Origin of the sequence: Paracoccus sp. (in: a-proteobacteria) (genome assembly GCF_047605025.1) — a bacterium.
Classification (GTDB): Bacteria; Pseudomonadota; Alphaproteobacteria; order Rhodobacterales; family Rhodobacteraceae; genus Paracoccus.
Genome location: NZ_JASGGO010000030.1, coordinates 23624 through 47076 on the forward strand (window position 1 = coordinate 23624; position 23453 = coordinate 47076).

The window sequence follows — 23453 nt, forward strand, 5'->3', positions numbered from 1 at the left end:
AAAGGCCCGCGACTCTTGCCGCGGGCCGCCGGTTCTGGATCAGCCCTCCAGCCACAGATATTCGGCCATGGCATAGCCCATCTGGCCGCCCAGCGGGTTCGGCAGCAGGCCCTTGACGCTGTTGGCATGGGCATCGACGTTCGAGATGAAGACCGGAATGCCCGTCCCCGCCTCGTTCGAGATCATCACCTGCATCTCGTCGTAGATCGTCTTGCGCTTGGCAAAGTCCAGCTCTCCCCGCGCCTCGATCATCATCTTGTCGAATTTCTCGGATTTGTATTGGCTTTCGTTCCAGGGCGCGTCCGAACCGTAAAGCAGCGAGAACAGGATATCGGGCGTCGGGCGCGGGTTGATATTGCCGAAATGGAACGGCGCCTTCAGCCAGTAGTTCGACCAGTAACCGTCCGAGGGCACGCGCTGGATGTCGAATTTCATGCCGATCTCGGCCCCGGCCTGCTGGAAGATCATCGCCATGTCCAGCGACGACGACGCCGCTTCCGACGCCACCAGCGGGATCGGCGTGCCGAGCAGCCCGGCCTTCTCGAACAGCGACTTGGCGCGCTCGGGGTCGAATTCGCGCGGCTTCAACTCGGCATTGTGGAAGGGGCTCATCGGCGGAACCGGCTGGTCGTTGGCGATCTCGGCCAGGCCGCGCAGAGCGGATTTCTTGATCACCTCGCGGTTCAGCAGATATTTCATCCCCTCGGCGAAACCGGCCTTGTCGCCCGGCGACATGTCCAGCCGCACGTTCAGATCGGTATAGTTGCCGCCCGTGGTGATCGACAGGGCGACATGGGACTGGCTTTCCACCAGCCGCACCGATTGCGGCTTGATCGAGGCCGCGAAATGGATGTCACCCGACAGAAGCGCGTTCACCCGCGCGCTGTCATCGGGGATCGCGAAATATTCGAAGCTGTCCAGATGCGCCTTCTGCGCCTTGAAATAGTTCTCGTTGCGCTTGCCGATCGAGCGGATGCCCGGCTCGAACACCTCCGAGACGAAGGCGCCGGTGCCGTTGGCCTTGGAAAAGTCGGTGGTGCCTTTCGCGACGATCATGAAATGGTGCATGGCCAGGATCGTGGGCAGGTCGGCATTCGCCGCCGCCAGGGTGATCTGCACCGTGGTCGGGTCCAGCGCCTTGATTTCCTTGAACTGCTCGGCAATCGCGGCAACCTTCGAGCCGACCGCCGGGTCCAGGTGGCGTTGCATCGAAAACACCACGTCCTCGGCGTCCAGCGTCTTGCCGTCATGGAAGGTGACGCCGGATTTCAGCTTGATGGTCCAGGCCGCCGCATCGCCGCTTTCGATGCTGTCGGCCAGTTCCATCTCGATCGAGCCATCCTCCTTCATGAAGGTCAGGCGGTTGTAATAGGCGCAGCAGCGCACATAGTCGGTGGACAGCGACGCCTTGGCCGGGTCCAGCGTGTCGGCGGTCGAGGACGACCAGCCCGCCGCCTTCAGATGCCCGCCCGAAACCGGCGTCTGCGCCAGCGCGGCGGTCGCGCGGCCCAGGATGGTGCCGCCCACGGCCATCGAGATGCCGCCCGCCATGAACATGCGCAGCAATTCGCGGCGGCTGGCGCCACGGCGGATCGCGCTTTCGACCATCGCGTCATCGGCGCGGGTCCAGTTGGTGATTTCCCTGTCGGTCATTGCCTTGTTTCCCCTGTTGATTATGGATGCGTCTGACCCGGCTGGCGGATCCGCGCAGGTCACATGTTCGCCGCGTCGGCCAGTTCGGCCATCGAGGTGAAATGATAGTCCGGCTTGGTGAATTCGGCCGGCTCGATGGTGCCGCCATAGCCCTTTTGCGCGTGACGCCGCTGGATCCAGCAATTCGTCATGCCAAGGGCGCGCGATACGCCGATGTCGTGATACTGGCTTTGCGCCACATGCAGGATGTCGTCCCTGGTCCCGCCCTCGGCCTCAACGAAGGCGAATACCTGGTGAAAAAAGGCGGGATCGGGTTTTTCGGTCCCGGTATCGTCCACCGTGAAGGCGGCATGGAACGGGTGCCCCAGGGCCGCGCTGAAATGCTGAAACGCCCAACGCTGCGCATTGGTCATGGCGATCAGCTTGTAGCTTTGCTTCAGCTTCGCCATCGCCGCGACGGAATCGGCAAAGGGCTTCCAGCCGGGCACCGCATCGCGCAGCCGCGCGGCCAACGCATCATCCGCCGGCAGGCCCAGATCGGGCGCGATCACCTTGTAGACGCGCACCAGATCGTCGGGGAAATGCCCGACATCGGGCAGGTAGCGCGCGGCCCGATACAGGTCCAGCGCGCGAGCCGGATCGAAATCCGCGCCCTTCTCGGCCGCGATCCCGGCCAGGGCGCCGGTCAGGCCGGATTCGAAGTCGATCAACGTTCCGACGACATCGAAGCTCATGTATTTGAATTGCGACAGCGGTTTTGCCGGCATCTGGTGTCTTTCCCGTTGCTACCGCGTCCTCTGGTGACGCCGTTTCTCGGGCCTGACGGGTTCAAGACCGTCAGGCGCATTCCTGTATTCGCGCCGTGGTTCAGAAAGCCTTGGCGCGTATCTTTCCGGCAAACCGGGACCGGAAGAATCCAAATCCGGGACCGGCACAGCATATTGTTCCGTATCCCACCGACCGAACGGCATGACCGGAAAGGTTCAATAACCGCGCAGGCGGTCCACCAGCCCATCGGGGGGGCGGCCCTGCAAATCGGCGCGGATGCCGGCCAGCACATGGGCGGCGCCTTCCTCGGCGACGGTCTGGCTGGCGACATGGGGGGTAAGGATGACGCGGGGGTCGCGCCACAGCCAATGATCCTGCGGCAGCGGCTCGGGTTCGGTCACGTCCAGCATCGCCTGCGCGATCCGGCCACCGTCCAGCGCCGCGCGCAGGGCATCAAGGTCAAGCTGCCGCCCGCGCCCCAGATGCACCAGCCGCGCGCCCATCGGCAGCTTGGCGAACAGCGCGGCATCCAGCATCCCCGTGGTTTCCGCCGTCAGCGGCAACAGGCACAGCAGGATGTCGGTGCGGGCCAGAAAGGCGTCCAGATCGGTGAAACAGGCCACGCCCTCGATCTCGCGCGGGCTGCGGCTCCAGCCGGCAAGATCGAAACCGAAGGGGCGCAGCGCCCGCAGCACCGCCTGGCCCAGATTGCCCAAGCCCATCACGCCCACACGCCGGGCCGAGGCCGGGACGTTGACCCCCGCCCGCCACTCGCCGCGCCGTTGCCGCTCCAGATAGGCGGGCAGGTCGCGATGCATGGCCAGCGTCGCCATGCTGGCATATTCCTGCATCTGCCGGCGGATGCCCGGCTCAAGCATCCGCACCACGCCGACGCCTTCGGGCAGGCTGGACAGATCGAACTGGTCCACCCCCGCCCCGGTCGAGAAGATCAGCCGCAAGCCGGGATAGTCCCGCGCCAACCCCTGGGGCGCGGCCCAGGCCACGACATAGCGCACCGCCTCCGGATCGGGCGCCTGCCCGACATGAAAGGGCATCTCGGGCAGTTCCTCGGCGAACAGCCGCCGGAATACCTCGGCCCGCTCGGGGGTGGACAGGAACAGCACCGCCATCAGCGCAGGGCCGCGCGCACGTCCGGGTCGTCCAGCGTCAGGTCCAGCACCTTGCGGGTGCGGGCGACGATCTGGTCGATTTCCTCTTCGGTGCAGCACAAAGGCGGGGCATAGCCGATCACGCCCCAGGCAAAGGCGCGGATCACCAGCCCATTGTCCCAGGCGCGGTCGAAGATCCGCGTCGCGGGCGCGGCGGCGGCGGGCAGCGGGGTTTTCGCGGCCTTGTCGGTGACCAGTTCCACCGCCGCCAGCATGCCGCGCCCGCGCACGTCGCCGACCAGCGGGTGATCGGACAGGCCGCGCAGCCCCTCCATCAGCCGCGCGCCCATCCTGCGGCCGTTTTCCAGCAGCCCGCCCTCGTAAAGATCCAGCACCGCCAGCCCCACGGCGGCGCTGACCGGATGCGCCGAATAGGTATAGCCATGCCCGACCGCCGCCGCCCCCGCGCCATCCGCGATGGTGTCATAGACCCGATCCGACAGGAACACCGCCCCCATCGGCACATAGCCCGAGGTCAGCCCCTTGGCGGTGGTGATCATGTCGGGCACGATCCCTTCGTCGGCGCAGGCGAATAGGGGGCCGGTGCGGCCAAAGCCTGTGATCACCTCGTCGGCGATGAACAGGATGTCCATTTCCGCGCAGAGATCGCGCATCGCCTTCATCCAGCCCGGTGGCGGCACCAGCACCCCGCCCGAACCCTGGATCGGCTCGGCATAGAAGGCCGCGACGCGCTCGGGCCCGCCCAGTTGCGCGACCTTGGCGCGCAGGGCGTCCAGCGATGCCTGGATGATGGCCGCATCCTCCTGCCCGACCGGATTGCGATAGGCGTAATGAGACGGAATCTTGTGCTGCCAGTCATAGGGCACGCCGAACCCGGCATGGAAGGCCGGAATCGCCGTCAGCCCCGCCCCTGCGGTCGATGAGCCGTGATAGCCCTGCGCAAGCGAGATGAACTGATCCTTGCCCGGCATGCCGCGCGCGTTCCAGTAAAAGCGGGTGAAGCGCACCGTGCTGTCCACCGCGTCCGAGCCGCCCAGCGTGAAATAGACGTGGTTCAGGTCGCCCGGCGCCGCCTCGGCCAGACGCGCGGCCAGACGCACGGCGGATTCCGAGCCGAGGCTGAAATAGCCGGTGGCATAGGCCAGTTCGCGCATCTGCTTCGTCGCGGCCTCGACCACGCTTTCCTGGCCATAGCCCGCATTCACGCACCATAGGCCCGCGAAGCCGTCGATCAACTCATGCCCCTGCGCATCGACGACCCGCGCGCCCTGACCCGAGGCCAGCAGCCGCACCCCCGCCGCCTCATGCCCGCGCCAGCTTGCGACGGGATGGACCAGATGGGCGCGGTCCAGTTCGACCAATGAATTCGACAGCATGCTTTCTCTCCTGTCAGGTCAGCCCAGGGCCTGCGCGGCAAGGGCGAAGCGGTGAAAATCCTTGGGTTGCGGGGCCGGCGTGCCCCGGCTCATGCCGATGCCGCCGCCCACCTCGGCCAGCCCCAGCTCGGCCAGCCAGGGTGACAGCCCCGCGCCTTCGGTCGTATCGACGCGGATGAAGCGCCCGGCGCGGTCTGTCAGCAAAAAGGACAGCAGCGTCCGCGCCTGGCCCGCATCGGCGGCGATGACCGGCCCGGCGACCTCGCCTCGGCCGAAGGGGCGCAGCGCGGCATAGCCCGCCACCGCCCCGTCCCGGCGCAGCAGGGCGATGCGGCCCGCCCGCGACAGCGCCGCGATCAGCGCCGCGCGATCAGCGCCGGTGGCGGCGGCATCGACCTGCGAAATGGCGTCCAGATCGTCAGGCCCGGCCCATTCCACGCCCTCGGACGCGGTGGTTCCGGTCAGGATGCCCTGATGCTGGATCACACGGTCCTGCGTGACGAAACCCAGCTTGCGATACAGCGGCAGGCCGGATTCCGTCGCGACCAGCCGCCATTCCCGGGGCGCGGCCAGCGCCATCGCGGCATCCATCAGCCTGCGGCCCAGGCCCCTGCCCCGCATCGCCTCGCCGACGATGATCATGTTCATCATCCCGACCGGGCCGAAGATCGTCGCCATCGCCGTGCCGACCACCCGGTCACCGTCCAGCGCCACCACGCCCCGGCTGAGGCCCAGGATCAGCGCCCAATCCTCGGGGCGGTGCGGCCAAGCCTCGGCAAGCGACAGTTCGACCGCCTGCGGGATATGTTCAGGCAGGAAGGGGACGATGTTCGGCATGGCGCTTATCCGACGATGACATAGATCTTGCGCACGGTCTCGATGGTCTTCCAGACCCCGCGATAACCGGGCTTCATCACGAAGCTGTCGCCCTTGCGAAAGATGCGCGGCGGCTGGCCCTGCTCGGTCAGTTCGATCACGCCGTCCAGCAGGTGGCAGAACTCGAACGTCTCGCCCTTGATCGAATGGTTCTCGCCCGGCGTCGCCTGCCAGATGCCGGTGCGCACGGGGCCTTTGGCCGCGCTTTCGTCCAGCGCCCAGGTCAGGAAGTCGGGGTCACCCGCGATCAGCTTTTCCGGCGCGCATTTCGAGGGCACCGGCTCGCCCAGGGTTTCGATCTTTTTCAGCAGGCTCATCAGCGTATCCTGTCCAGCATTTTGTAATAGACCCCCACCAGAGGCAGGAACCACGGCTTGCCGCTATGCAGCGGCACCGCCTGCCAGGGCAGCTCGGCCCAGGGGTTGCGGCTGTCGCGGCCCAGGATCTGGTCGGCCATGATCTCGCCCATATGGGTGGCGATCTGGGCGCCATGGCCCGAATAGCCCATCGAGAAATACAGCCCCTCGGCCTGGCCCGCGCGGGGGAAGCGGTCTGCGGTCATGTCCACCAGCCCGCCCCAGCAGTATTCTATCGGCACGTCGCCAAGCTGCGGAAAGACGCGCAACAGGCCGTCGCGCAGGATCTCGCCGCTTTTCGCGTCCGACTGTTGATCCGAGCGCGCCGAGAACCGCGCCCGCCCGCCCCAGATCAGCCGGTTGTCCGGCGACAGGCGGAAATAGTTGCCGATATTCATCGTGTTCACGCAGGTGCGGTTGCCCGGCATGGTCGCGGCGACCTGCGCATCGCTCAGCGGCGCGGTGGCGATGATGAAGCTGCCGACCGGCACGATGCGGCGGCGGAACCAGGGGAAGGCGTCGGTGGTATAGGCCCCGGTCGCCAGCAGCACCTTGCCCGCCGTGACACTGCCCTTGGGCGTGGTCAGCCGCCAGCCCGTGCCCGCCCTTTCGCGGGCCGTGACCGGGGCGCGTTCGTGGATCACGGCGCCGCGCCGCTGGGCGGCCTGGGCCAGACCCACGACAAAGCGGCCCATATGCATCATCGCGCTTTTGCTTTGCAGCATCCCGCCGTGAAAGGCGTCAGACCCCACCTCGCCCGCCAGATCGGCGCGCGACAGCATCGCGGTATCGGGATCGGCATCGCGGTGCAACGCCTCGAAGTTCCGCGCCAGCCCTTCGTAATGGCCAGGCTTCGAAGCCAGCTTCAGCTTGCCCGAGCGGCGGAATGCGCAGTCGATGCCCTCTTCGGCGATGATGCGTTGGATCGTGTCGATCCCGGCGTCGAAGGCATGGTAAAGCGCCCGCGCCTTGTCCGCGCCGAAGCGTTCCCGCGCGGCCAGGTAGCTATGCGCGATGCCGTTGTTCAGATGCCCGCCATTGCGCCCCGAGGCGCCGAAGCCCACGGTCTCGGCCTCAAGCACGACGACCGAGCGGCCCTCCATCGCCAGCCTGCGCGCGGCGCCAAGGCCGGTGAAGCCCGCACCGATCACCGCCACGTCGTAATGCCCCGAGACCGCCCCCGGCGCGGCGTCGGCGAATGGCGGCGAGGTGTCGTGCCAGTATGAGCGGAACTTCATCGTCACAGACCAAACACCCCCGGCAAGCCGCGAATATCGGCGATCTCGGTATATTCGTAATAGGGGTTCGCGGGTTCATGGCCGCGATTGACCCAGACCTTGGACTTGATGCCCAGGTCATGGGCCGTCATCAGGTCATAGCGGAACGAGGACGACACATGCGTGATGTCCTCGGGGCCGCAGCCCAGCTTGTCCAGCATGTATTCGAAACCGTTCATCCGCGGCTTGTAGCTGCCGGTCTCTTCGGCGGTGATCACCGTGTGGAAGGGCGCGCCCAGCTTTTCCACATTGGACATGATCTGGCTTTTCATCGCGTTGGACAGGATCACCAGCGGGATTTCCCTGGCGACCTTGGCCAGCCCCTCGGGCACGTCCGGGTGCGGACCCCAGGTCGGAACCTCGTTATAGATGCGCAGCGCGTCCTGATCGCGGAAGGCGACGCCGTTGCGCTTGCAGGTCCGTTCCAGAGAATTGTGGACCACCTCGGCATAGGGTTTCCAGGCGCCCAGGATCTCGTCCAGCCGATAGGCGGAGAAGTTCTTGATGAACTGCGCCATCGCCTCTTCGGAAAGCTGATCGCCATAGATGCGCCGCGCGGCGCCGGCCATGTCGAAATTGGTCAGCGTGCCGTAGCAGTCGAAGGTGATGAATTTCGGGCGGAAGGTCATGGTCCTGGGGTCCTGTCTGCGGCGCGCGGACGCGCCATTCCTGTCGATCCTATGCCGCGCCCCGCAGGCACGGCCTGCCGTTTGCCGAACGCGGAAAGCATGAAACGCCGTATCGGCGCGGGTGGGCGGCAGCTTCTTTGGCGCCTACAGCCCGCCCATGTGGAAGGCTTTCACCTCCAGATATTCCTCGATCCCGGCGCGGGCGCCCTCGCGGCCAAGCCCCGAGGACTTGACGCCGCCAAAGGGCGAAACCGTGGTCGAGACCACGCCCGTGTTCAGCCCGACCATGCCGAATTCCAACGCCTCGCCCACACGCCAGGCCCGGCTGATGCTTTCGGTATAGAAATAGGCGGCAAGGCCGAAGGGGGTGCCGTTGGCGATGGCGATGGCCTCGTCCTCGGTCTCGAAGCGGAACAGCGGCGCGACGGGACCGAAGGTTTCCTCGCTGGCCAGTTCCATTTCCACGGTGGCGCCGGTCAGGACCACGGGGGGGGCATACTGGCCCTCGGGGGTCGCGGCCTGGGCCGAAACGGTCGCGCCCTTGGCCACCGCATCGGCGATGTGGCGGGCGATCTTGTCCAGCGCGGCGCGGTTGATCATCGGGCCGATGTCGTTGCCCTCCACTGTCCCCGGCCCGACCTTCATCGCCGCGACCTTCGCCCCAAGCTTTTCGGCAAAGGCGTCATAGACGCCCGCCTGCACCAAAATCCGGTTCGAGCAAACGCAGGTCTGCCCGCCATTGCGGAACTTGGACGCGATCGCGCCCTCGACCGCCGCATCCAGATCGGCGTCGTCGAAGACGATGAAGGGCGCGTTGCCGCCCAGTTCCAGCGACAGCCGCTTCACCGTCGGCGCGGACTGCGCCATCAGCAGAGAACCGATGCGGGTCGAGCCGGTGAAGCTGAGCTTGCGCACCAAGGGGTTGGCCGTCAATTCGGCGCCGATCTCGGCCGGCATCCCGGTCACGATATTGATGACGCCCGCCGGTATTCCCGCCCGTTCGGCCAGCACCCCAAGCGCCAGCGCCGAGAAGGGCGTGAATTCCGAGGGTTTGATGACCACGGTGCAGCCAGCCGCCAGCGCCGGGCCGACCTTGCGGGTGATCATGGCATTGGGAAAGTTCCAGGGCGTGATGATGGCCGACACGCCCACCGGCTCCTTCAGCGTCAGGATGCGGCGGTCGGCGGTGGGCGCGGGGATCACGCTGCCGTCGATGCGCCGCGCTTCCTCGGCGAACCATTTCACGAAGGACGCGCCATAGCCGATCTCGCCACGCGCCTCGGCCAGGGGCTTGCCTTGTTCCAGCGTCAGGATCAGCGCCAGATCCTCGGCATGGTCGTTCATCAGATCGAACCAACGTTCCAGCAGCGCCGCGCGTTCTGCATGGGTGCGCTTCTTCCAAGACGCAAATGCCAGGTTCGCGGCCTCGATGGCGGCGCGGGTTTCCGCGCCCGACAGGTCGGGAATGGTGCCCATCACCTGCCCGGTCGCGGGATCGGTCACCTCGACCACGGCGCCGCTGGCCGCATCAACCCAGGTGCCGCCGATCAGCGCCTGCTGGCGGAACAGATCCTCATCCTTCAGTTTGGCGTTTTTCAAGTGCATGTTCAGCCCTCCAGCGCGGCCAGAACGGCCTTGGTGATCTCGTCGGTCTTGTCGCGGCCCGGAACGGTGCCGATGCCCCGCGCGGTGGTGGCCTCCATCGCCGCCATGATGCGGGCGGCGGGGGCGGTTTCGCCCAGATGGTCCAGCATCATCGCCGCCGACCAGATCGCCGCCATCGGATTGGCGATGCCCAGATGCGCGATGTCGGGGGCCGAGCCATGCACCGGCTCGAACATCGACGGCCCGCCATTAGGACTGATATTGGCCGAAGCCGCGAAGCCGAGGCCGCCCTGAATGGCGGCGCCCAGGTCGGTCAGGATGTCGCCGAACAGGTTCGAGGCCACCACCACGTCCAGGCTTTCCGGCGCCATCACCATCCGGGCGCACATCGCGTCGATATGGTAATGCATCACCTCGACCTGCGGATAATCGGCGGCCACCTGGCCGGTGATCTCGTCCCAGAACACCATGGAATATTTCTGCGCATTGGACTTGGTGACCGAGGCCAGCTTCCCGCGCCGCCTCGCTGCCTGTTCAAACCCGAAGCGCAGGATGCGTTCCACCCCCGCGCGGGTAAAGACCGAGGTTTCCACCGCCACCTCGTCGGGCGTGCCGACATGCACGCGCCCGCCCGCGCCGGAATATTCGCCCTCGGTGTTCTCACGGATGCAGAGGATGTCGAAATCGCGGGTCTTCAGCGGGCCTTCCACGCCCGGCAGCAGGCGATGCGGGCGGATATTGGCATATTGCACGAAAGCCTTGCGGATCGGCAGCAGAAGCCCGTGCAGCGACACGCTGTCAGGCACCTTGGCCGGCCAGCCCACCGCGCCCAGGAAGATGGCGTCGAACCCGCGCAGGGTTTCGATCCCGTCCTCGGGCATCATCCGGCCGGTTTGCAGGTAATAATCGCAGGACCAGGGAAAGGTGGTGCAATCCAGCGAGGCGCCCGCGGCCCGCGCCACCGCGATGGCGGCCTCGGTCACGGCGGTGCCGATGCCGTCGCCGGGGATCAATGCGATTTTATGGGTGGTCATGTTTCCTCACAGGTCGATCAGCACGGTCTTTTGCCGGCGGTTGGCGTGATAGGCGGCGCGGCCCAGATCCTTGCCGATCCCCGAGGATTTGTAACCCCCCGTCGGCAGGATATGATCGCGCGAGCGGCCATAGCGGTTGATCCAGACGGTCCCGGCCTCGATCCGGCGCATGACGCGCAGCGCGCGCGACAGATCGCGGGTATAGATGCCGGCGCAAAGGCCGTAGGTCGGGTGGCCCGCCATGGCGACGGCCTGCTCCTCGTCGGCGAAAGGCTCGAAGGTCAGCACGGGGCCGAAGATTTCCTGGGTCACGGCGGGGGAATCCGGGGCCAGGCCCGCCAGCAGCGTCGGCTGATAGAACCAGCCGGGGTGATCCATGCGCGCGGCGCCGATCAGCACCTCGGCCCCCTGCGCGACGGCACCCTGCACGAGGCCGTCGATGCGGGCGATCTGGCGTTCCGAGATGATCGGGGAATATTGCGTCTTTGCATCCCATGTCGCGCCGGGCCGGTGGCCCGACATGCGCGCGACCAGCTTTTCGGCCAGCGCCTCGGCGACCTGATATGCGACGATCACCCGGCTGCCGGCAACGCAAGCCTGGCCTCCGTTGAAGACGATGGAGCCCGCGATGCAATCGGCGGCAAGGTCCAGGTCGGCATCGGCAAAGACGATCTGCGGCGACTTGCCGCCCAGTTCCAGCGTCATCGGCTTGACGCCCGTGCGGGCGATATTGCCCATGATCGCCTGCCCTGCCCCGGTCGAGCCGGTGAAGCTGACCTTGCCGATCCCCGGATGGCCGGTGATCGCATTGCCGGTGACCGGCCCGTCGCCCAGCACCACATTGACCAGCCCGGCGGGAATGCCCGCCCGCACCGAGAGTTCCGCCATGTAAAGCGCGGAAAACGGCGTCATCTCGGACGGCTTCAGCACCACCGCATTGCCCGCCGCCAGCGCCGGAGCCATTTTCCAGCCCGCCATCGACATCGGAAAGTTCCACGGCGTGATCGCGCCGACGACGCCATAGGGCTCATCCACCACCATCCCCAGCGAGGCGTCGCGGGTCGGGGCCAGATCGCCGCCTTCCTTGTCGGCCATCTCGGCGAAGAAGCGGATCTGCTCGGCGGTGACCGCGATGTCGCCTTTGGGCAGTTGCGCGACCGGGCGGGTGGAGCTGACCGCTTCCAGCCGGGCCAAGGTCTCGGCCTCGGCCTCGATCAGGTCGGCCCATCTGTGCATGGCGTGGGTGCGGTCGCGCGGCACCCCCCGGCCCCAGCCGGACGCGGCCAGCGCCGTCCGCCCGGCCTGAACAGCGCGGTCCACCATATCGGCATCGGCGACCGGGATATCGCCGTAAGCCGCCCCGTCCGAGGGGCGATGCATCGCCAGCGCGCCGCGATCCGCCACATATTCGCCACCGATGAAATGGCCGCGCGGCGGGTCGATCTGGTCCGGGTCGAAGGATCGGGTCATGATGCGCTTCCCTGTTGCCTTGCGAAAAGCTTAGCGCACGGGTCCGCGATGATATGCCGTGATCGCGGTGGCGAAAGCGGATTGTCCCGTTTGCACCCCCGCCGGCGCAATTCCGTATCGCCAGGCCGGGCGCTGTCGGCGGCCGCGTCAGGGACATGGCGACAGGCGGCCGTTCGCCGTCACCGTCACCGTCACCGTCACCGAGCCGTTGCGCATGATCGCGCAGAATATCTCAAGCTACCGGGTGTTCATGAGCCGTCACATCGGATGGCGGGCGCGCAGGTCGGCGAAGATCGCGGCCATTTCATCGGCGACCGGACCCGCGCCGCGCACCGCCGCGAAGACCCGGTGCTTCAGGAAGAAGCGCCAGCCGACCGGGACCGAGGCGAGGAATTCCGTCAGCAGGTCATAGCGTTCGCGGGTCCAGATGCGCTCGAAGGCGATGCGGCGGGCGCCGAAGGTGAAATCGGGCGGCGCGGGGCGCGCGGCGGCGGCGCGGCGGGCCTCGGTCGCCGCATGGTCCGGCACGCCGTCACGGATGACGACGCCGTAATCCGTCGCGGCCCGCCCGGGGCTGACGGCCCCGCCGGCGACATCGGCCATGACCAGATCGACCGGCCGGGTCAGCGGATCGCCCCAGCCGCCCGCACCCGGCCCCACCACGCGGATCACGTCGCCGGGGGCGCATTCGACCACATCGGTATTACCCAGATCCTGCGCATCCTCGCGCCCCGGATTGCGGGTGAAGGTCGAGACCCCGGCCTCGGCCGCCCCGCGCAACCCCCATGACGGCATGATCGAACGGTTGCGGTTGCGCGCCGTGACCACGGTGCCGGGGCTTGATACCTCGAATTCCATCACCGCCGACAGCCCGCCGCGCCAGCGCCCCGCCGCGCCGGTGTCGCGCTCCAGTCCATAGCGGCGAAAGCGGATCGGCACCTCGGCCTCGGAAATCTCGATGGGGGTGTTGCGCAGGAAGCCGGTGGCGCCGCCCGCGCCGTCGCTGCCGTCGCCGAAGGGCGTCGCGCCGCCGCCGCCGCCCACCGGCCCGATCGAGGCCATGACCGGACGCCCGGCGCGGTCCACGGTCTTGATGTTCATGATCGCATTGCCGCCCGGCGAGGCCGCCGGCATCAGATCCGGCAGCGCAAGGGCGAAGGCCCCCACCGTCACGATCTGCGTCATCGCGCAGGTCAGAGAGCGCATCCCCACCGCAGCACCTGGGGCCGCGTTCACCACGCTGCCCTCGGGCAGCACGGCACGGGCGGGGCGCAGCGTTCCCGCGTTCAGCCACAGCGAATTGTCCAGCGTGTAAAGCACATAGGTCAGCCCGACCATGACCAGCGGATGCCGCTCGCGCCCGCCGGTCGGCATGTTCAGCGACGAGCCGAGCTGCGGATCCGAGCCGGTATAGTCCAGCACCACCTCATCCCCGCGGATGCGCAGGGTCAAGGCGATGCGGGCGGGCAGGCCATTCGGCGCATCCTCGTCGGCATAGTCGGCGAAGAAATAGTCGCCGTCGGGAATGGTCGTCAGGATGCGGCGGGCCTGCGCCTCGGCATGGTCCAGGATCTGCCCGACGCCATCCAGGAAGGTTTCAAAGCCGAAGCGGCGGATGATCCCGGCCATCTTGCGCTCGCCCACGTTCACGCTGGCGACCTGCGCCGCCAGATCGCCCAGGTTCTGTTCCGGCATCCGCACGTTCGACCGGATCAGCCGCGCGATGAAAGGGTTTTCCACGCCCCGGTCGTAAAGCTTGACCGGCGGGATGCGCAGCCCCTCTTGCGCGATCTCGGTCAGGGCGCGGGAAAGCGAGGCGGGCACCGCGCCGCCGACATCGGTGTTGTGGATATGGCCGACGACGAAACAGGCCAACTGGCCGTCATGAAACACCGGCTTCCAGATATGGATGTCGGGAGTATGGGTGGCGACATGGCCCGCCGTGGGGTCGTTGGTGATGCAGATGTCACCCTCGGCATAGTCCTCGATACAGGCCAGCAGCGGGCCGTAGTCGATGCCGGAATACCAGGGCGCGCCGAACTGGCGGGGATTGGCGAAGGCCAGCCCTTCGCGCGTGACGATCTGGCAGGAAAAATCCTCGGTTTCCTTGACGAAGGCGGAATGGGCGGTGCGCATCAGCGTGAAGGCCATCGCATCGGCTGCGGCGCCGCAGAAATTGGCCAGGACGGACAGGTTGCGGGCGTCGATCATGGCTCAGACCCCTTTCGCGATCAGGAGGTTGCCGAAGCCGTCCACTTCGGCACGGAAATCCGGGGGGATGACGGTGGTGGTGTCGTCCTGCCGCACGATGGCGGGACCGGCGAAGCCATGGCCGGGGGCCAGCGCCTCGCGGTCGTAAAGAGCGACCGTCGCGGGTTGGCCTTTGAACCAGCCCTGCACATGGCCGGCCGGAACGGCGGGGCCGGTCGCAGGCGCGGGGCGGGGCATGACGGGCTTGGGCGTCCTGCCCGCGATCACCAGCCGCAGGTTGACCACCTGGATCCCCGCGCCCGCGCTGGCATGGCCGAACAGCCGCGCATGTTCGGCATGGAAGGCCCGCGCGATGGCGTCGACATCCCCCGCCTTGATGGCGGCGGCATCCAGCACCGTCTCGATCTCATAGGACTGGCCGCGATAACGCATGTCGGCGGAAACGGTGATCTCGCCCGCGCCCGCATGTCCCTGCCGCGCCAGCCAACCGCCTGCGGTGGCACGCAACTCGGCCAGAGGCGCAGCCAGGGCGGCCACGCCATCCGCGTCCAGATCCAGATAGAGCGTGCGGATGAAATCGTTCTTCAGATCCGCGATCAGCCCGCCGAGCGCCGAGACGCAGCCGGGGCGCGGCGGCACCACGACGCCCTTCATGTCCAGTTCCCGCGCGAGGAAACAGGCCAGCATCGCCCCCGCGCCGCCGAAAGCGAACAGATGGAACTCGCGCGGATCGATGCCGAAGCGCGAGACCAGCCCCGAGACCTCGGCATACATCGACGAGACCGAGATATCGACGATATGGCCCGCGACCTCTTCCGCCGGCGCGCCAAGGCGTTCGGCCAGCGGCGCGATCGCCGCCCGCGCCGCCGCGTGATCCACCGTGACCGCGCCATAGCCTAGGTCGCCATGGCCGATCAGGTTCTGCGCCGCCATCGCATCGGTGATCGTGGGCCGCGTCCCGCCCCGCCCGTAGCAGGCCGGGCCGGGGGTCGAACCCGCGCTTTCCGGCCCCACCCGCAACACGCCCAGATCATCGACCGAGGCGACCGAGCCGCCGCCCTGCCCCACGGAACTGACCGCGATCGAGGGGATATGGATCTGAAAATCGCCGATCAGTTCGCCCGTGCCGTATTGCGGCCGGCCGTCCAGGATCACCGCCACATCCGCCGAGGTGCCGCCGATGTCGAGGCTGAGAACACGCGTAAAGCCGCATTCCCGCGCCAGCCAGCCCGCGCCGATCACGCCCGAGGCCGTGCCAGAGAGGATCATCTGCACCGGCTCGGCCCGTGCCTGCGCAATGCCCATGACGCCGCCGTTCGACTTGGTGATATGAGCGGGAACCGTGACGCCCTTGCCGGCCAGCGCCGCCTCGAACCGGGTCAGGTAATGCGCCACGCGCGGCTGCACATAGCCCGAAATCACCGCGGTGATCGTCCGCTCGAACTCGCGGATCACCGGCCATGTGCCCGAGGAGGTGACGACGGGCATCTCCGGGGCCATCTCGGCAAGCATGGCTGCGACGGCGCGTTCGTTGTCGGGATTGCGGCAGGAATGCAGGAAGGCCACGACGATGCCCGCGACCCCCGCCGCCCGCGCGGATGCCAGCGCACGGGCCACGTCCTCGCGGTCGGGCGCGCGCAGGACGTGGCCGGTGGCCTCGGTCCGCTCAAGGATGCCGAAGACGTTCTCGCGCGGGATCAGGGGCCTCGGGCGCACCGAACAGAGGTTGTGGATCTGCGGGATCTTCAGCCGGGCGACCTCCAGCACATCCTCGAAGTTCAGAGTGGTGAACAGCGCCAGCGCCGGGCCGTTCCGCTGGATCACCGTATTGATGCCGACCGTGGTGCCATGGGTGAAATAGCCGACATCCTTGGGCGCGATCCCGTCGCGGGCCCGCAAGCGGTCGAGACCCGCGACGATCTCGGCCCCCGGCGCATCGGGGCGCGAAAAGACCTTCAGCGTGCGCAGTTCTCCGCTGCCTTCCTCAAGCACCGCGAAATCCGTGAAGGATCCGCCGACATCCACGCCGATGCGATAGGCCATTGCCCGCCTCCTGCTCTGTTTCGCCGTTGATTGCCACGGGCTGGCGGCCGGGACCAATTCATATCGGCATGGGATCCATATCCACAGGTTATGATTTCGGCACCGACATGTAATATTCGGGATGCGGCACCGGACGATAGCCGGCCTTTTCATAGACCGCATGGGCGTCACGCGTCGCCAGCATCCATGTCGTGATCCCGGCCAGTTCGGGATGGCTGCGGATGACCAGGGCCAGCCAGACGGACAGCCCGCGCCCACGATGGCCGGGCAGCACGAAGACATCGCGCAGATAGGCAAAGACCGTGTAATCCGTCACCAGCCGCGCGAAGCCCGCCATCCCGCCCCCCGGCGCGATCACCGCCATCGGCAGCGAGCCCGCCAGCGCGCGTTCCAGCCGGGCGCGGTCCATGCCCCGCGACCAATAGGCATCCTCGGCCAGGAACCGCCCGACCGCTGCAAGATCTATCGCCGCGCGGTCGGTGGTCAGCAGATAGCCGTCATCCCGGCGCCATTCGACGGGGGCGATATCGGGCGGGGTGATCATCATGGGCCTCGTGCTTTGCCACAGACTGGCACGAGCGATGCGGCAGGACAGGCCCAAGCGCGCCCCGCGGCGGCAGGGAATTGCGCCCCTAAGGCCGCTTTCGGCAGAATCTTTGGCCGTTGTTCACCTGCTCGGCCGCGCCAGAGAGGATGCGAATGACCGTGGAAACGATCCTGCCAGCCCTGATTGCCATGCCCTTACCGCCCGAACCGTCAACCGTGCGATGGCCGCGCGGCGCCGGCGGGAACGGGAAGCATGATTCCGGCTCAGACCGCGAGGGGCAGAAGGGTTTCGACCTGAAGGCCGTTCTGCGAGGAGAGCGCAAAGCCCATCCGCCCGCCGTTCAGGGCCACGATTTCCTTGGCGATGCCGAGCCCCAGCCCGTTGCCCCGGCCGCGCTGGTCCAGCCGCGGCGGCGCGGAGGACAGCACGTCAAGATCGGTGGCCGTCAGTTTGCCGCTGTCGTCGGCAATCAGCAGCCGCGCCAGCCCGCCTTCGCGCCGGCACTGGATGCGGACCTCCTGCGCCGCCCATTCGGCCGCGTTCTCCAGAAGGATCCCAAGCAGTTCCACCAGGTCGTTGCGGTCGATATCGAGGCGCAAGCCTTCGTCGCAATCGACCTGCCAGGCCAGCCTTTCGCCACGCGCGGTGCGGCTGACCACGGCGACGATCCGGGCCAAGACCTCATCTAGGCCGGTATCCAGCGTCTGGCCCCGCCCGCGCTGCCGCAGCCGCGACAGGCGCAGCTGATAGTCGATCCGCTCGCCCATCTCGGCCGCCAGATCGTCGATCAGATCGGCATTCTCGTCATCGCCTTGGGCGCGGAACTGGTCCGAGACCGTGCCCAGCACCGCCAGCGGCGTCTTGAGCCCATGCGCCAGGTCCGCCGCGCGCGTGCGAGCGAACTCAATGAGACGCTGCTGAGAGGCAAGCAGCGCGTTCATTTCCCGCACCAACGGCTGGACCTCGACGGGATAGCCGGCATCCAGCGCATGGCTTTCGCCGCGTCTGACGGTTTCGACATCACGGCGCAAGGCCCGCAGGGGCCGCAATCCCAGGCTGACCTGGGCAATGGCCGCCAGGACCAGCGCAAGGCCCAGCACCAGCAGGGCGATCACCATGTCCCTGCCGAAACGGGCGATGGACTGGTCCAGAACCGCGCGATCCTGCGCCACGATGATGCGATAGGCGCGCGTGCCCTCCTCGACCTGGAATTTCACATCCAGCGCCATGGCGGAAAGCGATTGCCCCTCGGGGCCGGCGGCGGTGAAATGCACCGGGCCGCGCGGCCTGGGCGGCGGATCATAGGGGATAGTGGAATCCCAAAGCGAGCGCGAGCGGATCACCTCATCGCCCCCCCTTTCATCGATGCCGTCGATCTGCCAGTAAAAGCCGCTGAACGGCAGATCATAGCGCGGGTCCGGCGGCTGGCCGGTCAACTGCACCCCCGCCGCCGAAGGATCGATCAGGGCGGTCAGCAGGGCGGCCCCGGCCTCAAGATCGGCGCGAACGGTGCGTTCGGCGGTTGACACGAACAGATAAAGGATCGCCATGCCGGTCAGGACCAGCGCAAGCAGGATCCACAACGCGCCTCCCAGCAGCAGACGGACCCTGAGCGAGCTTGCCTTCATTCCGCGTCGCTGCCCAGGACATAGCCGAAGCCGCGACGAGTCTGGATGATATCGGGCCCGACGCGGCGGCGGACGCGGCCGACCAGAACCTCGACCGAGTTCGATTCGCGTTCGTAGTCCTGCGCATAAAGATGCTCGACAATCTCAAGCTGCGAGACGACGCGGCCCTTCTGATGCGCCAGATAGGCCAGCAGGCGGTATTCCTGCGGCGTCAGCGGCAGCGGCACGCCGTTGCGTTTGACCTGCATCAGCCGCGTATCCAGCACAAGGCTCTGTCCTATGTCGATGCGGGAGGTGACTTCGCGCGCGGCGCGGCGGATCAGGGCACGGATGCGGGCGACGACCTCTTCCATGCGGAAAGGCTTGACGACATAGTCGTCGGCGCCGACCTCTATGCCCTCGACGCGCTCCTCCCATTGGCTGCGTGCCGACAGGATCAGCACCGGAGTCGCCCTGCCCGCCTTGCGCCACTCCTTCAGCACCGTCAGCCCGTCAAGCGTCGGCAAGCCCAGGTCAAGGATGATGGCATCGAAATCCTCGGTGTCGCCGCGATGCCAGGCATCCTCGCCATCGCCCTCGATCTCGACGACGAAGCCGGCGGCGGACAGGGCGGCATCAAGGCGCTTTGCGATCCGTGGATCATCCTCGGCAAGAAGAATGCGCATGCTTACCTCAACTCCACGGCTTCGCCCGTGCTGGCGACGAAAAACATCTCTCGCACCTCGCCCAAGGGTTCCAGAACGGTCAGGCGATAGTAAAGCACTCCGCCGTGACGGACGAGGGCGGCATCAACGACCTGTCCGGCCGAATATGCGCGCAACGAGGCGATGATGCGCTCAAGCGGCAGCGCCTCGCGCCGCTCGACCGCGCGGCGAGCCGTTTCCTGGTCGGAAAGGCGGCGCGATCCAGGGGCGCGCGATCCAGGACCCGCCGGTCCAGGCCAGCCGTCCCCTCTGCCCGGCCCCATACCTCGGCCAGCCCCCGCTCCGCCACCGAATCCCATATCCCGGTCCGACCCCATGCCACCACCCGGCTCCATGCCACCGCCAGGCCCCATGCCGCCCCTGACCGGACCGCCGCCACCGCGGCCCTGCGCAGGGGCCTGGCCGGGCGCGAGGAGCTGCGCCGCCAGCAAAAGCAGGAGGAGGAGAGTCTTGCGAAACATGGACATGCTTCATCTCATAACCGGAAGAAGATGAAAATTCGCTGACATCGCCTTCAGGGAACGGTCAGGTTGAGGGGCCTATAGGTGATTCCAAATCGACCGCGAAGGTCTCCGGTCAGACAGGATCATCCATGCCCTTGACGTCGAGAAGCGCCCATCCCTCTCATGACCGCGGCCCCGCGCGGGATCATTCGCACGGCGTGGTCTATGACAACCGCACAGCGCGGCGGGCCGGACAACTGCACCTGACGCTATCCCTTGGCGGCAAGCGCATCCGCTATGCCTATATCCGCAAGAACGGCTGCTCCTGCTTCAAGGCCGCTCTGGGCTATCATCCAGCGACCAAGATAACCGAGATCGCGCGGCGGCATCGCTCGCGCTGGTTTTATCGCCACGACGCGACCATCTTCGTCTGGCGCGACCCCGAAGAGCGGCTGATCAGCCTATACCGCAACAAGATCATCGACGGTCGCAACAACGAAGACCTTCTGCAACGCTATCGCGCCGCCATGGGCGAGGAACCTTCCAGCTTCGAGAGGTTTGCCGAGTTCGCCGAACTCGCCGCCGATCCCCATTGCCTGCCGCAGGCCGATCACCTTCATCCGATCATCTATACGCATGCCATCCCGCTGCGCCGCCTTCACGACTGGATACAGCGCATCGTCGGCCCCCGCGCTGCACAGCCCTTCGCAAGGCGCGTCAACGATTCCGCCAGCGCGCCAGTCGAGGTGACGGCCCGCGCGCGGTCCCTGATCCGGTCGGTCTATGCCGCCGATTACCGGATGATCGAGCGGCTCACCTGAGCACTCGTTCCCCGAGCAGCCCCTCCTAACGACAAGGAAAGGTCAGAACATGACCAGATATCTTACCCCCCTTTGCACCGTCGCCGCCCTGTTGGCGTCGGGCCCGGCGCTTGCCCAGTCCGAGATCGCGACCGGCGCGAATGTCTCGGGTCTTTCGGCCATCAACGACCGGATGAACGATGTCGAGGATAGCGTGCGCGACGATTTCTCCCGTTCGGCGGATCCGTCGCGCTTTGGCAATCCGAGCCTGCGGCAGGGGTTGTTCGGTTCGGTCGCCCTGACCTATTCGGGACGCAGCGGCAATACCGAAAACCAGGATTTCAGCCTGGCCGGACGGCTGAACTATAATCGGGGCCAGTTCGCGCAATCCCTGGGGCTGCTGCTGGAATATGGCGAGGACGACGCGGGCAATGCCGATACCAAGGACACCTACGTCATCTACGAGGGGCAATATTACTTCGACGACAACCTCTATGCCTTCGCTCTTGGGCGGCTGACCACGGACGGGCTTGCGGGCGATACGACGGGACTGACCAGTGACGAGATCGCCGATCAGGACGGTCGACTGAAACGCGATGCCTTCCTGGGCTTTGGTCCGGGCTATCGGCTGGTCAATACCGACGACACCACCTGGCGGTTGCAGGCAGGTGCAGGCATCCGCTATACCAAGGCAGTCCAGGTGAATACCGCCCAGGCTGTCAGCTATGATTCGAATACCGAGGCAGGATATATCCTGTCCTCGCGCTTCTATCGCAAACTGAACGATACGGTTTTCCTGACCAATGATACCGATTATCTGACTTCGGACAGCAACGACACGGCAACCAACGAATTGGGTCTGAACTTCCGCGTATCGGACATGCTGGCGACTCGGATCTCTTACAAGACCGAATATGTCTCGGACCGCGCGATCCGCACCGACAACACGCTTGGTCTTTCTCTGGTCTACGGTTTCTGAACCATATCGGCCCCCTTTCACATGGATTGGCGAAGGTGGCCCGGCAGGGGCACCTTCACCATCCCTGACTATCCGAGGTTTCATATGAATTCAGCCTTTTTCATGCTTTTCGGACTTCTCGGCATTGTCGGTCTGGGCGAGCTCGTGGCCTCCAACGACGATGACGAGAACTCCGAGACCACCGAAGACCCTTATGGCGGACGAGAGGTCACCGAAGGAACCGAGGATGACGACACCATCACCGGAACCGACGCGGACGAGGCGATCCAGAGCTATGAGGGCGACGACTATGTCGATGCCGGAGCCGGCGACGACCTGGTATGGACCGGCTATGGCGACGACACGGTGGTGGCCGACGCCGGCGACGACGAGATCTATCTTGGCTATGGCGACGACCTTTACGGTGCCTATGACGCCGATGCCGAGGAAGGAAACGACACGATCTATGGCGGCTATGGCGACGACACGATCATCGTCAACTCTGGCAACCACAGTATCTACGGGGGTTACGGCGACGACCGTATCGAGGATTACGGCGGCACGGTTTATGTCGAGGGCGGACGCGGGGACGATCTGATCCTGTCCTCGGACGATTCCGACGAGGATGCGGCCGACACCCTGCTGGGCGGCAAGGGCGACGACACGATCTATGCCGGCGGCAACGATATCGTCGACGGCGGCGAAGGCGAGGACGAGATCATCCTGAGCAGTTCCTCCACTGGCGTGACGCAGATCACCTACGACAGCGACGACACGATCACCATTACGCTTGAGACCGATTACGACGGCGAAGGCGAATTGACGCTGGAGCAGTCCGGCGACGACGTGCAGGTCCTGCTGGATGGCGTGGTGGTGGCTTTGCTGCTGGATGCGGATGCCGACGATGTCACCAATGTCGTCACGGAATGGGCCGCCGGCTGAAAGCCATGCCTTAACGGCGATCAGCGGCTCGTCTTTGTTCCGCCGATCCGCTGTCTCATATTTTCAAGCGAAAGCGAAAGCATCATGTTTTACAAGGACGACAGACTGGCGCTGTTCATCGACGGGCCAAATTTTTATGCGGCGGCGAAGTCGCTGAATTTCGATGTCGATTACAAGCTGCTTCGACAGGAGTTTTTGCGGCGGGGCAAGCTCGTCGCTGCGTATTACTTCACCGCTGCTCTGGATAACGACGAGTATCCGCAGATACGCTCTTTGCTCGATTGGTTGCACTATAATGGTTACTCCATGGTGACCAAGCCGGCTCGGGAATTCATCGATTTCGCCGGGCGTCGCAGGATCAAGGGCAATATGGATGTCGAACTGTCGATCAAGGCATTGGAGCTGGCGCCTCGGCTTGACCACGCAGTTCTGTTTTCAGGCGACGGAGACCTGCGGCCACTGGTCGAGGCGTTGCAGCGCCAGGGGGTTCGGGTCTCTGTGATCTCGACCTTGCGCAGCCAGCCGCCGATGATCGCCGATGAGTTGCGCCGCCAGGCCGATAACTTCATCGAACTGGATGAGTTGCGGGATATAATCGGCAGGCATCAGGAATGATCGACAGGAAAATGGCTCTCCGAAGGGCGGAGTTGCGATGCTGCTCTGCTCCCTGAGCACTGGATCGTTTGAAGCTGGAGTTTTCGGCTAGCATTTCCTTGGCTGGGTAGGAGCTGAAGACGATGAAGGCATCGAAGTTCACGGAGGCGCAAAAGGCGTTCATCCTGAAGCAGGGCGAGGAAGGCAGGTCGGTTGCCGAGATCTGCCGGAAGGCCGGGATTGGGCAGTCGACCTACTTTGCCTGGAAGAAGAAGTATGGCGGGTTGCTGCCTGACGAGATGCGGCGGTTGAGGCAACTCGAGGATGAGAATGCACGGCTGAAGCGGATCGCGCTGAACTGCTCCCCGATCCTTGGACATTTTTCCGGCTGATTTAAGCTACTGCCTGC

At 66.1% G+C, this 23453-nt stretch carries 21 protein-coding genes and 1 pseudogene; 5 read left to right on the forward strand and 17 right to left on the reverse strand.

The features are described from left to right. Window positions 1–39: 39 nt before the first annotated feature. From QM682_RS15470 to QM682_RS15550, 17 genes are all read right to left on the reverse strand, one after another. Complete coding sequence (locus tag QM682_RS15470; protein WP_415131306.1) at window positions 40–1653, reverse strand: ABC transporter substrate-binding protein; 1614 nt, start codon at window positions 1651–1653, stop codon at window positions 40–42. A gap of 59 nt (window positions 1654–1712) precedes the next feature. Next, window positions 1713–2420, reverse strand: a complete 708-nt coding sequence (locus QM682_RS15475; protein ID WP_415131307.1) for an HAD-IA family hydrolase — start codon at window positions 2418–2420, stop codon at window positions 1713–1715. A 216-nt stretch (window positions 2421–2636) separates the two neighbouring features. After that, window positions 2637–3551 (reverse strand): 2-hydroxyacid dehydrogenase, encoded by a 915-nt coding sequence (locus tag QM682_RS15480; protein WP_415131308.1) that lies wholly within the window; start codon window positions 3549–3551, stop codon window positions 2637–2639. Then, a complete protein-coding gene (locus tag QM682_RS15485) occupies window positions 3551–4927 on the reverse strand; it encodes an aminotransferase class III-fold pyridoxal phosphate-dependent enzyme (protein WP_415131309.1) in 1377 nt (458 codons plus the stop codon). Before QM682_RS15485 ends, QM682_RS15480 begins: the two co-directional genes overlap by 1 nt. 18 nt (window positions 4928–4945) lie before the next feature. Continuing rightward, on the reverse strand, window positions 4946–5764 hold the full coding sequence (locus tag QM682_RS15490) for a GNAT family N-acetyltransferase (RefSeq protein ID WP_415131310.1): 819 nt from the start codon (window positions 5762–5764) through the stop codon (window positions 4946–4948). Window positions 5765–5769: 5 nt separating this feature from the next. Further along, window positions 5770–6120 carry a cupin domain-containing protein gene (locus tag QM682_RS15495; protein ID WP_415131311.1) on the reverse strand — a complete coding sequence of 117 codons (351 nt, stop codon included), beginning with the start codon at window positions 6118–6120 and terminating at the stop codon, window positions 5770–5772. Then, window positions 6120–7397: an NAD(P)/FAD-dependent oxidoreductase gene (locus tag QM682_RS15500; RefSeq protein ID WP_415131343.1), complete on the reverse strand. Its 1278-nt coding sequence runs from the start codon at window positions 7395–7397 to the stop codon at window positions 6120–6122. The genes QM682_RS15495 and QM682_RS15500 overlap by 1 nt, the downstream gene beginning before the upstream one ends. Window positions 7398–7399: 2 nt before the next feature. Continuing rightward, window positions 7400–8065, reverse strand: coding sequence for a haloacid dehalogenase type II (locus QM682_RS15505; protein ID WP_415131313.1), 666 nt, complete (start codon window positions 8063–8065; stop codon window positions 7400–7402). A 144-nt stretch (window positions 8066–8209) separates the two neighbouring features. Further along, window positions 8210–9670, reverse strand: coding sequence for an NAD-dependent succinate-semialdehyde dehydrogenase (locus QM682_RS15510; RefSeq protein ID WP_415131315.1), 1461 nt, complete (start codon window positions 9668–9670; stop codon window positions 8210–8212). A gap of 2 nt (window positions 9671–9672) precedes the next feature. Beyond that, window positions 9673–10704, reverse strand: coding sequence for a tartrate dehydrogenase (locus tag QM682_RS15515; protein WP_415131317.1), 1032 nt, complete (start codon window positions 10702–10704; stop codon window positions 9673–9675). A 6-nt stretch (window positions 10705–10710) separates the two neighbouring features. Continuing rightward, window positions 10711–12174: an aldehyde dehydrogenase family protein gene (locus QM682_RS15520; RefSeq protein WP_415131319.1), complete on the reverse strand. Its 1464-nt coding sequence runs from the start codon at window positions 12172–12174 to the stop codon at window positions 10711–10713. A gap of 258 nt (window positions 12175–12432) precedes the next feature. After that, window positions 12433–14385: a hydantoinase B/oxoprolinase family protein gene (locus QM682_RS15525; protein ID WP_415131321.1), complete on the reverse strand. Its 1953-nt coding sequence runs from the start codon at window positions 14383–14385 to the stop codon at window positions 12433–12435. A gap of 3 nt (window positions 14386–14388) precedes the next feature. Beyond that, window positions 14389–16428 carry a hydantoinase/oxoprolinase family protein gene (locus QM682_RS15530; protein WP_415131323.1) on the reverse strand — a complete coding sequence of 680 codons (2040 nt, stop codon included), beginning with the start codon at window positions 16426–16428 and terminating at the stop codon, window positions 14389–14391. An 88-nt stretch (window positions 16429–16516) separates the two neighbouring features. Then, a complete protein-coding gene (locus QM682_RS15535) occupies window positions 16517–16975 on the reverse strand; it encodes a GNAT family N-acetyltransferase (protein ID WP_415131325.1) in 459 nt (152 codons plus the stop codon). Window positions 16976–17238: 263 nt separating this feature from the next. Continuing rightward, window positions 17239–18603: a sensor histidine kinase gene (locus QM682_RS15540; protein ID WP_415131327.1), complete on the reverse strand. Its 1365-nt coding sequence runs from the start codon at window positions 18601–18603 to the stop codon at window positions 17239–17241. Beyond that, window positions 18600–19268, reverse strand: coding sequence for a response regulator transcription factor (locus tag QM682_RS15545; protein WP_415131329.1), 669 nt, complete (start codon window positions 19266–19268; stop codon window positions 18600–18602). The genes QM682_RS15540 and QM682_RS15545 overlap by 4 nt, the downstream gene beginning before the upstream one ends. Window positions 19269–19270: 2 nt before the next feature. Beyond that, window positions 19271–19570: a PepSY domain-containing protein gene (locus QM682_RS15550; RefSeq protein ID WP_415131331.1), complete on the reverse strand. Its 300-nt coding sequence runs from the start codon at window positions 19568–19570 to the stop codon at window positions 19271–19273. 329 nt (window positions 19571–19899) lie between these two features. Between QM682_RS15550 and QM682_RS15555 the strand changes: the two genes are divergently transcribed. The 5 genes and pseudogenes from QM682_RS15555 to QM682_RS15575 all read left to right on the forward strand — a co-directional run. After that, window positions 19900–20571: a sulfotransferase family 2 domain-containing protein gene (locus QM682_RS15555; protein ID WP_415131333.1), complete on the forward strand. Its 672-nt coding sequence runs from the start codon at window positions 19900–19902 to the stop codon at window positions 20569–20571. A gap of 49 nt (window positions 20572–20620) precedes the next feature. Continuing rightward, on the forward strand, window positions 20621–21529 hold the full coding sequence (locus tag QM682_RS15560) for a YdiY family protein (RefSeq protein ID WP_415131335.1): 909 nt from the start codon (window positions 20621–20623) through the stop codon (window positions 21527–21529). A 102-nt stretch (window positions 21530–21631) separates the two neighbouring features. Next, on the forward strand, window positions 21632–22450 hold the full coding sequence (locus tag QM682_RS15565; protein ID WP_415131337.1) for a calcium-binding protein: 819 nt from the start codon (window positions 21632–21634) through the stop codon (window positions 22448–22450). 84 nt (window positions 22451–22534) lie between these two features. Continuing rightward, the gene (locus tag QM682_RS15570; protein WP_415131339.1) at window positions 22535–23065 is read left to right on the forward strand and encodes an NYN domain-containing protein; all 531 of its coding nucleotides are present in this window, start codon (window positions 22535–22537) and stop codon (window positions 23063–23065) included. Window positions 23066–23187: 122 nt separating this feature from the next. Further along, window positions 23188–23394 (forward strand): annotated as a pseudogene (locus QM682_RS15575) (transposase); the annotation flags it as partial. Window positions 23395–23453 lie beyond the last annotated feature (59 nt).